Source organism: Archangium sp. (assembly GCF_045802675.1).
Taxonomy (GTDB): domain Bacteria; phylum Myxococcota; class Myxococcia; order Myxococcales; family Myxococcaceae; genus Archangium.
On record NZ_JBJMQO010000035.1, the window covers coordinates 149207 to 161457 of the forward strand.

10 protein-coding genes are annotated in these 12251 nt (G+C 67.2%); 7 read left to right on the forward strand and 3 right to left on the reverse strand.

What is annotated here, in order from left to right; genetic code table 11:
* Window positions 1–22: 22 nt before the first annotated feature.
* From ACJ8AN_RS10770 to ACJ8AN_RS10780, 3 genes are all read right to left on the reverse strand, one after another.
* Window positions 23–1501 (reverse strand): AAA family ATPase, encoded by a 1479-nt coding sequence (locus ACJ8AN_RS10770; protein ID WP_407755195.1) that lies wholly within the window; start codon window positions 1499–1501, stop codon window positions 23–25.
* A 182-nt stretch (window positions 1502–1683) separates the two neighbouring features.
* Window positions 1684–2757: a hypothetical protein gene (locus ACJ8AN_RS10775; RefSeq protein ID WP_407755196.1), complete on the reverse strand. Its 1074-nt coding sequence runs from the start codon at window positions 2755–2757 to the stop codon at window positions 1684–1686.
* A complete protein-coding gene (locus ACJ8AN_RS10780) occupies window positions 2754–3995 on the reverse strand; it encodes a zinc-binding dehydrogenase (protein ID WP_407755197.1) in 1242 nt (413 codons plus the stop codon). Before ACJ8AN_RS10780 ends, ACJ8AN_RS10775 begins: the two co-directional genes overlap by 4 nt.
* Before the next feature lie 115 nt (window positions 3996–4110).
* Between ACJ8AN_RS10780 and ruvB the strand changes: the two genes are divergently transcribed.
* The 7 genes from ruvB (at window position 4111) to ACJ8AN_RS10815 (ending at window position 11843) form a co-directional block, all read left to right on the forward strand.
* Window positions 4111–5151, forward strand: coding sequence for a Holliday junction branch migration DNA helicase RuvB (ruvB, locus tag ACJ8AN_RS10785; protein ID WP_407755198.1), 1041 nt, complete (start codon window positions 4111–4113; stop codon window positions 5149–5151).
* Window positions 5148–6638, forward strand: coding sequence for a hypothetical protein (locus ACJ8AN_RS10790; protein ID WP_407755199.1), 1491 nt, complete (start codon window positions 5148–5150; stop codon window positions 6636–6638). The genes ruvB and ACJ8AN_RS10790 overlap by 4 nt, the downstream gene beginning before the upstream one ends.
* A gap of 432 nt (window positions 6639–7070) precedes the next feature.
* A complete protein-coding gene (lpxC, locus tag ACJ8AN_RS10795) occupies window positions 7071–8000 on the forward strand; it encodes a UDP-3-O-acyl-N-acetylglucosamine deacetylase (RefSeq protein WP_407755200.1) in 930 nt (309 codons plus the stop codon).
* A 60-nt stretch (window positions 8001–8060) separates the two neighbouring features.
* On the forward strand, window positions 8061–9149 hold the full coding sequence (locus tag ACJ8AN_RS10800; protein WP_407755201.1) for a thioredoxin domain-containing protein: 1089 nt from the start codon (window positions 8061–8063) through the stop codon (window positions 9147–9149).
* Between the two features lie 12 nt (window positions 9150–9161).
* A complete protein-coding gene (locus ACJ8AN_RS10805) occupies window positions 9162–10421 on the forward strand; it encodes a DUF4388 domain-containing protein (protein ID WP_407755202.1) in 1260 nt (419 codons plus the stop codon).
* Window positions 10418–11143: an orotidine-5'-phosphate decarboxylase gene (gene pyrF / locus ACJ8AN_RS10810; protein ID WP_407755203.1), complete on the forward strand. Its 726-nt coding sequence runs from the start codon at window positions 10418–10420 to the stop codon at window positions 11141–11143. Before ACJ8AN_RS10805 ends, pyrF begins: the two co-directional genes overlap by 4 nt.
* Before the next feature lie 91 nt (window positions 11144–11234).
* Window positions 11235–11843 (forward strand): hypothetical protein, encoded by a 609-nt coding sequence (locus ACJ8AN_RS10815; protein ID WP_407755204.1) that lies wholly within the window; start codon window positions 11235–11237, stop codon window positions 11841–11843.
* Window positions 11844–12251 lie beyond the last annotated feature (408 nt).

Below are 12251 nucleotides of genomic sequence, written 5' to 3' on the forward strand. Positions count from 1 at the left end.
TCGATACTGAAGAGCACAAGCATTAGTCGCCCAGGTCGAATTGCTCTCGATAGCCCTCTTCAAAGAACCCATGGGGCCACTCGTCGATAAACTCACCATCCTCATTGAGTCTCAACGGTATTATTCGGCTTCCTCCTTCTCCAGCGGGGTCAACATAAATCACGGAAACATCGGTGTTTTTGATTGCTTTTTGCCGAATGCGTCGCTGGATGCGAAGCATCAGTGCTTCGCTATGGGTTTCTATGATCCACTGGTTGTCTCGGCTCTGAAGATGGCGGTCTTGTTCGCGGTCTGTAATCCCAGCCGTTTTTATTAGAAGATCTGCCACTGATGCTTGCAACCTGGGATGGAGATGAATCTCAGGCTGCTCGACGCAAAGAATTCTATTTCGAGATACGACTCCCTCGACAATGATGGGCAGGAGTTGGCCAATCCCGAAGCCCACGTCTGCGGGAGCGACTTCCACATTGGTTCTTCTATCGAGAAGCGACATTGCAATTAGTTCGCCGGTAACTTCATTCCCGATAGAACTCACCCTTAAGTGGTACGGAATCCCAAACTGCTCAAACCACTCGTTTACCCTTTTTTCTATTTGGCGCCTGTATTGAAATATCACTTGTGGAGCGTATTCTCCCTTGGCACCTACGGTGTCTGCCTTCCCCCCGATTGACAGGTAGTGGCGAGCAGGGTGGCTTCTCAGTGGTCCTAGGTAGTAGATTGAACCTAGTAGCGAGTAGTATTCGGCTGTTATGCCAGTCAGGATTCTCTCGGCCTGAAATTGCACATAGTATGATTCTTGGGTATTCACGTCCCTTCGGTTGGAAAGGCGTGAAGGAAGGCCTTCTGGTGCAAGAAGAACGCTTTTGGTGATGATATTTTCGTAATTTTGTGCTGTAAACCGTCTTTCTCTTGCGAGTAGTTGATATTCATAGCTGTCTGTGTTCTGCGTGAGATAGTGAGCTAGTGAGCGCACTGATGCCGAGTTGTCCCAATGAAAAATTACGGCATCAGAAGGCCAATTCAGATCCTCTTGGGTTTGCTGTTTTGCCTTGTGAAGGTGGAGGTCGAGATTCTTTGAACCGGAGAGTTTGTATGTTACGTGAGCGAGTTCAGAATCGTGCTCTGTGCGTAGGCTTCGGCTTCGGGCCGCACGATATGTTGTGGTGATCTCCCTGGTGATGTCTGCATCTGGAGGCTGCGGAATGATTTGTTTTCGAGTTTCGAGTGCGTCATATTTTAGGGATATTTTGAATAATCTTTGATTTTCATGTTTATGTAGTATTGAATTGACGCTCCCTAGATCAATATAGGGCCCGCGCGTCATGAGGCCATGTCCCAGGAAGCCGAGAGGGTCAAGTGACTGCTTCATTAGGACCAGTGCTTGAATGATGGAGCTTTTGCCCCCTGAGTTGGGACCGTAGATTAAAGTGATTTTTGATAGGGGAAACCTTTGTTTTGAGCTGAATGGCTTGAAGTTCTCTAGTTCTATTTCTCTAAGCATTGGGGCGTTCGCCGCTTTGTGGGAAGCGTGATGGGTAGTTACATTCTCTTCATCTCGAATACGTGGGCGGGTTGTTCCTCCGAAGTTTCTTTGAAGTACTTACGCGCTTGTTCGATTTTTGAGGGACTAGTGAAGTGTTGTTAAGGCTTTGCTCTAGAGGGACAATGGCTCGTGAGCCTCCTTCACGCCGCTCGGCGGGCGGCCGTGGTCCGACGGATGTCGCCGTGGTTCGGCGAGGGCAGGGTGATGGTGGGCGACAGGCCCGGCGCCACCAGCGCGCTCGTCAGCAGCGACGAGGGATGGAAGTTCACGAACGCGCCCTCGACTCGCGACGGGCCCGCGAACACCTTCTCGACAATCATTGACGTGTACTGCTCCAGCGAGCTCTCGCGGGTGTTGCCATTGAGCACCACCTCCCAGCCCATCTGCTCGGCCCAGGCGCGCACGCCGGGGATGCTCGACTGCAGCGGCGTGTAGCTCTCCGTCGCCACGCCGTTCTCGCTCACCACGAACACCTCCTTGTCCGTGGCCACCGCGAGCGACATGTTCCCCATCGTGTGCCCCGGCGTCGACAGGATGGCCGCGCCCCGGCCCAGCCACGCGTCTCCGTCCAGCAGCACCACGCGCTCCTCGGGCACGCCCTCCGTCCCGCCCGGCACGTACCAGACCTTCTCGAACGGGTGCAGGTTCTTCACCGACTCCCATTCGGCCCGCTGCACCAGCAGCTTTGCCCTCGGGAAGTACGCCGGCTCGCCGTCTCCGCCCAGCCACCGCCGCACGTCCTGCACGTGCAGATGGTCGAACGCGATGTAGTCCACGTCCTCGGGCACCAGCCCCAGCGCCGCCAGGTGGCTCTGCACCGTGGCCAGTCTGCGCGTCATCAGCTTGTCGGAGATGAAGTCGCCGTACTTCTCGCGCAGCGACGCGTAGAAGGGCGCCGCCTGGCCGCGCTCGTAGTCGCTCGGGTTGAAGAGCAGGGTGCGCGTCGCCCCGTCCTCCATGTACTGCACCACCTGCATCCGGTTCGTCATCATCACGTAGGGCGCCGGAGACAGCGCTCCTCCGCTGAAGGCGAACTGCGTGGGGTAGGGGAACGTCACCAGGTCGCACGTGGCCAGCGCCGCCACCGGGCCCCCGGCGGTGAAGGCCTCGCGCGCCTCCTGCGCGGCCCGGCGGAGCTTCTGCAGGCGCGGTCCGGACACCGGTTCGGCGCGGGCCTCGGCGAGGAAGGGGAGGGGACGGAACGAGGAGTTCATGGGTTCACCCTGAGGTCGAAGACGGTCTTCACGGACTGGTAGCGGCCACGCGCCAGGTTGGCCTCGATGGCCTCCTGGTAACGCGCGAGCGGAAAGGTATGTGTCACCAGCATGCTCGGGTCCGGACCTTCCCGGCGGGCGAGCAGTCCCAGCACCAGGTCGAAGGTGTGCTTTCGCTCGCCCCGGAAGCTCTCCGGGCCGTACACGTAGGAGCCGAGCACCGTCAGCTCATTGCGCCACACCGTCGTCCAGTCGACGCGCTCGAGAATCCCCGCGGCCCCCACCAGCACCACCTTCCCCAGCGAGCGCGTGTAGCGCAGCGCGTCCCGCACCGAGGCCCCGCTGCCAATGCAGTCGAACGTCACCTCGAAGCCGCCCATGAGCGCCGGCGGGCCGAGGATGGGGCGGTACACCTTCGCACCCGTGCGCCGCGCCACCTCCTCGGCCTCGGCGGTGTCGTCGCGCATCACCCGGAAGGCCTCGTCCGCCCCGAGCCGTTTCGCCAGCGCGAGTTGGTAGTCCTCGGCCGCGAGCAGCGTCACGTGGCAGCGCGAGCCCAGCGCGCGAATCGCCCACAGGCACGCGAAGGCCACCGGCCCTCCGCCAATCACCAGCACCCGGTCGTCGTCCTTCAGCGGCACCTTCAGCACCGCGTGGAGGCTCACCGCCAGCGGCTCCACGAGCACGCCCGCCGTGTCGCCCACCCCCTCCGGCAGCGGGTGGAGCTGCGAGGGGTGCGCCACCATCTCCGTCCCCATGCCCCCGGGCAGGTCCTTCTGGAAGCCCAGCATCTGCCCCGGCGCGAGGCAGCCCTCGGCGGTATTCTCGCAGCCGTTCTCCTGGCCGGACGCGCACGGCTTGCAGGGCGGTTGGATGCCCCGCAGGCGGCAGGGCAGCAGTGGATTGACGGCCACCTTCTGGCCCACCTCCACGCCTCGGGCCTGGGGGCCCAGCTCCGTCACCTCGGCGAGCACCTCGTGGCCCAGCACGGCGGGGAAACTGTTGAAGGGCTCACTCTGGGGGCTCATCTTGAAGAAGAGCGTCCCCATGTCCGAGCCGCACAGTCCGCTCAGCAGGGGGCGCAGCCGCACCCAGTCCGGCCCGGGCAGGGTGGGGGAGGCCAGCTCGCGCAGGGAGAGGCAGCTGCCGCGCCCATAGTGCACCTTCGGGTACATGCCCCCAATCCCCTTGGCGAGGACGTACTTGGGGATGGAGAGTTCGAAGACGAGTCCCTTCACGGGGGCAAGCTCCCTGGGCAGGCGGGCTGACGGCGGGGGGCCGGAGTCTAGCGCCGCGAGAGGAGCCGCGACACCGGGTCCGTTCTGGTAGGGTGATGACAGAGGGTTGAGAGGTATGGCGAAGGCGAAGCGGAAGTCCGACGACACACTTTCCGGAGAGGCGCTCAACGACGAGGTGCGCGTCGAGGCGTCGCTGCGCCCGCGCACCTTCGACGAGTACGTGGGGCAGAGCGCCGTCGTCGAGAAGCTCAAGGTGTACGTCCAGGCGGCCAAGAGCCGCGGGGAGGCGCTCGACCACTGCCTCTTCTCCGGGCCTCCGGGTCTGGGCAAGACGTCGCTGGCCTACCTCATGGCCACCGAGCTGGGCGTGGGCATCCACGTCACCAGCGGCCCCGCGCTCGAGCGCAAGGGCGACCTGGCCGGCCTGCTCACCAACCTCAACGAGCGCGACATCCTCTTCATCGACGAGGTCCACCGCCTCAACGCCGCCATCGAGGAGTACCTCTACCCGGCCATGGAGGACTTCCGGCTGGACATCACCATCGACACCGGCCCCGCCGCCCGGGCGATGAAGATTGATCTGCCGCCCTTCACCCTCATCGGCGCCACCACCCGCACGGGCCTGCTCACCTCGCCGCTGCGCGACCGCTTCCAGATTCAGGAGCGGCTCGAGTACTACGAGCCCAAGCACCTGGAGCTCATCCTCAACCGCTCGGCGCGCATCCTCGGGGTGCAGCTGGAGCGGGAGGGCGCCAGGGAGATCGCCACCCGCGCCCGCGGCACGCCCCGCATCGCCAACCGGCTGCTGCGCCGGCTGCGCGACTTCGCCCAGGTGGAGGGCGATGGCCGCATCACCCAGGCGCTCGCCGCCCAGGCGCTCACCCGGCTCGGCGTGGATGCCTCGGGCCTGGACGCCATGGACCGCAAAATCCTGCTCACCATCCTCGACAAGTTCGGCGGGGGCCCGGTGGGCGTGGAGACGATCGCCGCCGCGGTGGGCGAGCAGCGCGATACCATCGAGGACGTGTACGAGCCGTACCTCCTCCAGGAAGGCTTCCTTCAGCGCACGCCGCGGGGCCGCACGGCCACGCACCTGGCGTACAGCTATTTCAACAAGAAGGCGCCCACCTCGGGTGGGCAGGGGTCCCTCTGGTGAGCACCTCCGCCACCGCCGTCCCGCCGCCTCGCGTGTCTCGCGTCCCCCGTGACTTCTACGAGGAGCTCGTCCGCTCCACGCAGGGCAACCGCGGCGGCTTCCTCGCCGAGCGCGAGCGCTGGTTGCGCGCCCTGCCCGTGGAGGCCCGCGAGGAGCTCCTCTTCGAGTTCGAGATGCTCCTGCGCGCCGTGGAGCGCTACGTCCACCTGCACGACAACGGCGTCATCGACTCGCAGGAGCAGCCGCTCGTCACCCGCGACTTCCGCGAGGAGCTCAAGGACGTGCGCGCCACGCTCAGCCAGGCCATCCGGCTGGCGCGCCACCTGCTCGACCCGGACTCCACCCAGAAGCTCCAGTTCCGCCGCTACGTGGAGACGCAGCTCGCGGACGACAACATGCGCCGCTCGCGCATCGAAGGCGAGCGCGACCAGGAGACGCCCCAGGAGAGCCTCTTCGTCCTGCGCCAGTCCTTCGAGTCGCTGCGCAACCTCATCGACCACCTGCTGCAGCTGCCGGTGTGCGGGCTGAGCCTCTTCAACGACGTGGGCAACCTCGTCCTGCGGGAGATCGTCCTCAACCGCTACTTCCGGCCCTTCCGCCTCACCGAGTTCCGCCTGGAGTATGACCGGCTGCGCTCGGTGCGCCTGCTGACGCTGCTGTCCACGGTGCCGGCCGAGACGCGGCCGCTCTACACCACCGCCTACCTGGGCCTGTTCCGTCTGCTGCACTACCTGGCCTACGTGAGCCAGGACGCACAGGGCCCCATTCCCCGCCGCGTGCGCGTGGTGCTCGCGCTGGTGCGCAGCGAGGCGCTCGGGCTCGTGGGCTACCTGAAGAACGAGCTCGCGCCCAAGGCCGGGCCCAAGCCCCTCCAGGCCGCGTGCCTGCGCGCCGCCCGCGACATCGCCCGCGAGACGGAGCGCATCGCCCGCGACATCCTCGTGGAGCTGGACCGCGACCGCGCCGCCGCCGCCCGCGCCTCCTACGCCTTCACCCAGGTCCTCCAGGCCCAGGTGGTGGCCCTCACCGAGGCGCTCGCGCCCGGCTCCGCCTCCGGCGAGGCCCCCTTCGAGCAGCTCGCCTCCCCCATGGAGGCCGCCGAGCGGCTGCGCAAGGACCTGTGGGTCTTCTCCCAGCTGTGCCGCGGCGCCGAGGGGCACCTACGCAACGACGACGTGGCGTCCGCCGAGGCCGTCATCTCCAGCATCGTGGCCTTCCTCGGCTACTTCCAGGACGGCAGCTACCAGCTCTTGCGCTACGTGGACTACGAGGCCTTCGACCGTTTCAGCGCGCTGCTCACCGAGCTGCCCTGGCCGCCCGAGGGCCCCGCCGTGCGCACCCGCCTCATCGAGGACCTGCGCGGCTTCTCCATGGTGCTGGAGAACACCTTCGCCGCCGTCAGCCGGCGCGCCCAGCTCCGGGGCTTCAACTTCGACCGGGCCGAGGCCGAGCTGCTCCGCGATCGCTTCCTGGCTGCTACCCGCTAGGCACCCGCCAGGCACCCGCCAGGCGGGGCCGCGAGGGATGCATCTGTAAGGAATCCGTCACCGCAAGTACGCGGCATGTCACGGATTCGTCCGTCAACCGTTTGATTCCGGGCAGCCGCCTGCGTTATTGGGTCGCTCCATGACGCGCCCGGACGACGAAGGGCGGCATGTGGAAGTCCGGACACATTTGTCACGGTGGTGGGGTAGGTGCACAGCGAGTCGAGGGGGAAGGGGGGGACCGGACGCTTCGGTGCCCCGCGCAGGCCAGCCAGAAACCCGAGGGATTCCGAGCGGTTGGGACTCCCTGGAGGCCTCGGAGGTCCCCCTCCCAGGTGGGGTCTTCATGGCGTGTGGTTTGCATCGATACGCGGCGCGTCAGATGGGCAGTGAACATTGACGGAAGTACCCGCATCGAAGAGGCGACACGGAACCATGGCTCACACCTCCTACAACCAGCGCACCCTCTCCCAACCCGTTCGTTGCCAGGGCGTGGGGCTCCATTCCGGCGCGCCGGTGAACCTCTCGCTGCTGCCCGCGCCGGTGAACCACGGCATCGTCTTCGTGCGCACGGACACGTCCCGCCCGGTGGCCATCCCCGCGCTGACGGAGTTCGTGGTGGACACCTCCCTGGCCACCACCCTGGGGAAGGACGGCGTCAAGGTGAGCACCGTGGAGCACCTGATGTCCGCCCTGGCCGGCATGGGGCTGGACAACGTGCGCGTGGAGCTGGACGGCCCCGAGGTGCCCATCATGGATGGCAGCGCCGCGCCCTTCGCCGCCCTCATCGCCGAGGTGGGCGTGCGCGAGCAGGAGGAGCCCCGCCGCCTGCTCGTCATGAAGAAGACGGTGTCCGTGGTGGACGGGGACAAGGAGGCGAGCCTCTCTCCCTCCAGCCGCTTCCGCATCTCCTGCACCATCGACTTCAAGCACCCGCTCATCACCGAGCAGTCCTTCGAGCTGGAGTTCTCCGACCGCTGCTTCGCCAAGGAAATCTCCCGCGCGCGCACCTTCGGCTTCCTGCGCGACGTGGAGATGCTCAAGAAGATGGGCCTGGCGCGCGGCGGCTCGCTGGACAACGCCATCGTCGTGGACGAGTTCTCCATCCTCAACCCCGACGGCCTGCGCTTCCCCGACGAGTTCGTGCGCCACAAGATTCTGGACGCCGTGGGTGACATCTCCCTCTTCGGCCGCCCTGTCGTCGGCCACCTCAAGGCCTTCAAGACGGGCCACGCACTCAACCAGAAGCTGGTGAAGGCCGTCCTGGCGGATCCCACCAGCTACGAGCTCGTCCCGGCGCGCAAGCTGCTGGAGCTGCCCGAGCTGCGTCTGCCGGAGCTCGGCCTCGAGCCGCTGGTGGCCTGAGACGTGGCCTGAGAAATTTCTTTGCGGGTCCGGGGTTTTCTCGACTAAGGACCCCTTTCCATGCTCATGCGCTCTACTTCCACCCTCCTGGCCGCGCTGCTGGCGGTCTCCCTCTTCTCTGGCTGCAACAAGGGCCAGTCTCCGGCCACCAACCCCAACCCCTCGCCCACCTCCGCCACCCCGGCCGAGCCCACGCCGGACACGGTCGTGGCCACCTACGGGGACGGCCAGAAGGTCACCTACGGCGAGGTCAACGAGCGCATCAAGGATCAGCTCGCCAACCTCGACAAGCAGCGCTACGAGATGCGCAAGCGCGGCGTCGACAACGTCGTGACGGAGAAGATCGTCGAGGCCGAGGCCAAGAAGCGCAACATGACGCAGGAGCAGCTGTTCAAGGCCGAGGTCGACGACAAGGTCCCGCAGCCGCCCGAGGCGGAGATCAAGAAGCTGTACGACGAGGCCAAGGAGCGGCTGCCCCCGGGCACCACCTTCGAGCAGGTGAAGCCGCAGATCGTCGACTTCCTCACCGGCTCCAAGAAGCAGGAGCGCGCGCGCGAGTTCGTCGGCGAGCTGAAGAAGAACGCCAACGTGCAGATCACCCTGCCCGAGCCGCCCAAGGCCCCCGTGGAGCGCAAGCAGGTGGCCGCCACCGGCCCGGCCAAGGGCCCCGAGGGCGCGCCCGTCACCATCGTGGAGTTCAGCGACTTCCAGTGCCCGTTCTGCAGCCGCGCCATCGGCACGGTCGAGGAGGTCCTGAAGGCCTATCCCGACAAGGTGCGCCTGGTGTTCCGCCAGTTCCCCCTGGAGTTCCACAAGCAGGCGCCCAAGGCCGCCGAGGCCGCGCTGTGCGCCAATGACCAGGGCAAGTTCTGGCAGATGCACGACACGCTCTTCGCCAACCAGAAGGAGCTCGAGGTCCCCAAGCTCAAGGAGTACGCCAAGAAGGCGGGCCTGGACTCGGCGAAGTTCGACAAGTGCCTGGACTCGGGTGAGAAGGCCGCCGCCGTGCAGGCCGACATGGCCGACGGACAGAAGGCGGGCGTGAACGGCACCCCGGCCTTCTTCATCAACGGCATCCTGATCTCGGGCGCCCAGCCCTTCGATGAGTTCAAGAACATCATCGACGACGAGCTGAAGGGGAAGAAGTAGGAGCCCGCGCGCGTGGCGACACGGCCCAAGGCCACGCCTCGCCTGGGGTTGAGCGGTGAGCCGGGCACGCTCGAGCTGGAGCGCCCGCTCGCCGCCAACCTCTCCCCCCACCATCCCCTCGCGGCGCACTTCCATTCGCCCGAGGGGATGGTGCTGTTGCGGGAGTCCTCCTCCCTCTCCGGCTTCTTCGCCGGCAGCCTCAGCTCGCTGGCGGTGGAGGAGGTGCTCGGCCACATCCTCTCGGGCATCCGCAGCGGCCAGCTCGTCGTGCAGAGCGGCCTGGTGCAGCGCACCGTCTCCTTCCGCGACGGGCAGCCCGTCTTCGCCGTCTCCAGCGTCCCCCACGAGCGGCTCGGCGCCGTGGTGGTGCGGCTGGGGCTCGTCACCCCCGAGCAGCTCCACCATGCGCTCGGCAAGGTGACGCCCACCCTGCGCATCGGCGCGGTGCTCACCCGCGAGGGCTTCCTCTCCGAGGCCAACCTCTACAGCGCCATGACGTACCTGGTGCGCGAGGTGATGCTCAACCTCTTCGAGATGTCCGAGGGCAGCTTCCTCTTCCTCGAGGGCCGCCCGCCCGAGGCCGACGCGGTGAAGCTCCAGGAGCGCGGCAAGGACCTCGTCCTCCAGGGCATCAAACGCGGCGAGGGGGTGGCGCGGCTGCGCAGGCACTTCCCCGACGAGACGCCCGTGGTGGCCGGCTCCGAGCTTCCACCCCCCGGCGAGGAGGCGCTGCTCGCCCGGGCCGCCCACGGCACCACGCTGGGCGCGCTGCGCTCCTTCTGGGAGGGCAGCCTCTTCTCCTTCCTCACCTGGGTGGAGGAGCGCTCGCGCGATGGGTCGCTCGTGCTCCAGCAGAAGGCCGGGCCCCCCATGCCCCGGCGCGCCTCCGGCACCTTCCTCGCCGTGCCCCCGCCCCCCGTGGCCCCCCTCAGCCCCGAGGAGCGCTTCAACGTGCTGCTCGCTCAAATCCACACCGCCATCCGTCTGGCCGGCGCCAACCCGGACCTGCTGCGCGGCTTCCTCGAGTCGCCCCAGCCCGGACTGGAGACGGCCTACGAGGGCGTGACGCTCGGCCCGGACGGCCGGGTGGACGTGGCGCGCATCCGCCAGAATGTCTCCGGCGGGGACGGGGCCCTGGCGCGCGCCATGACGCTCGAGGCCATCGACGCCTTCGTCTCCTACGCGCTCTTCTCCGCGCGCAACGTGCTGCCGGGCGAGATGTCCGAGCGGCTCTACCGCAGCTACCGCGAGCTCCAGGAGGGACTCTCGTGACGGACATTTCCCAGGCGCGGGCCCGGCTCGCGCTCGCCGCGGACCTGCCGCTGGAGGACGGCCTGCGCCTCTACCAGCAGGTGGCCCCCCATGTGGCCTACGCCAAGGTGGGCCTGTCGCTCTTCGTCGAGCACGGCCCGGCCGCCGTGGCCGCCTTCCTGAAGCTGGGCGCCAGGGTGTTCCTCGACCTGAAGCTGCACGACATCCCCAACACCGTGGAGCTGGCGGCCGCGCGGGCCGGGGCGCTCGGGGCCTCGCTGCTCACCGTGCACGCCGCCGGGGGCGAGGCCATGCTGAAGGCCGCCGTGAAGGGCGCTCGCGAGGGGGCCGCTGCCCGGGGCCATGCCGCGCCCAGGGTGCTCGCGGTGACGGTGCTCACCTCCATGTCCGCCGAGGACGTGGCCTCGGTGGGCCTCTCCGGCGCTCCGGACGAGGCGGCGCTGCGGCTGGCCCGGCTGGCCGTGCGCGCGGGCGTGGACGGGCTGGTGTGCTCGCCCCGCGAGGCCGAGGCCTTCCGCCGCGAGCTCGGCCCCACGCCCTTCCTGTGCACCCCGGGCATCCGCCCCGCGGGCGCGGCGAAGGGAGACCAGAGCCGCGCGGAGACGCCGGCCTTCGCGGTGCGTGCGGGGGCGGATCTGCTGGTGGTGGGCCGTCCCATCCACACCGCGGCGGACCCGTTGGCCGCTGCACGTGCGATCGCCGACGAAGTTTCCGCCGCTTGACAGCCGCCCCCGGCGCGTGAGCTGGCCCCCTGGCCACGCCTGCCCCCCGTCCCCACGTTGGGCCCCAGGCCATCGGGCCGGGGGAGAACACATGGACGCAAGGCGGTTGTTGGGGTGGGGCCTGATCGCGCTGTGCACGGCATGCAGCGGGGCGAAGCACGCGGTGCGCGAGCCGGCGGACACGGGCACGGGTGGCTCCGGTGTGGCGGCCCGGGAACAGTCCCTGGGCTCCGAGGAGTCCGGCTCCCGACACTACGTGCACCAGGCCCTGGGCTTCGAGCTCACCCAGCCCGGCGGGGACTGGATGCTGGACGAGACGGATGAGCAGACGCCCGAGGGGCTCGCCATTCCCGTCGTCCTGCGCCACCGCACCAGCGGCGCCCAGGTGGTGCTCCAGGTGGCGCCCGCGGTGGCCTCTCCCATCCAATTCGCCGAGAAGCTCACCCTGGGCCTGCGCAGCCAGCCGGGCTTCGTCACCAGCGACCCCGAGCCGCTGGCCATGTCCGACAGCGCCGTGGGCTTCGACTTCGCCGTGGGCGACAACGTGCGCGGCCGGGTGGTGGTGCGCGACGGCAGCCCCGGCCACGTCTTCATGATGCTCGCCACCTGGCCCACGACCGCTCCGGACGAGGTGCCCCAGGCGGTGAACGCCCTCTTCGAGAGCGTCCACCCGCTGCCCGTCGCGCCCGAGCAGACCTGAGCCCACCAGACCCTCCGGGCCAGCTCCTGCCAGGGGGGAGGCACCGGTCGCGTTTTCCCGCGACTGGTCCGATGGTCGTACCAGTCGGGACGAAACTCGACCGGAAGGTGCCTCGTTCCTACCGCGAGAGCACCCCTGAGAGGACTCTGCCCACCTAAGCCATAGGAACTAAGTTCTTTCAGGGGTCCGGCGAGCAGGACGGAGAAGAGTCCGGAGCACGCCGGGCCGGCTCAGCTGCTGTAGGCGACTGACGGCCTGAGCATAGAAGGAGTCGCGCTTCTTCGTCAGCATGCGACTGAAGAAGGTGTCCTTGGTGTGGCCCCAGAAGCCCTCAATCCAGTTGAGACTCTCGGACGTGTACTTCGGCAGGAAGATGGGGGTTACCCACTGCCGCGCCGCCTCGAGTGC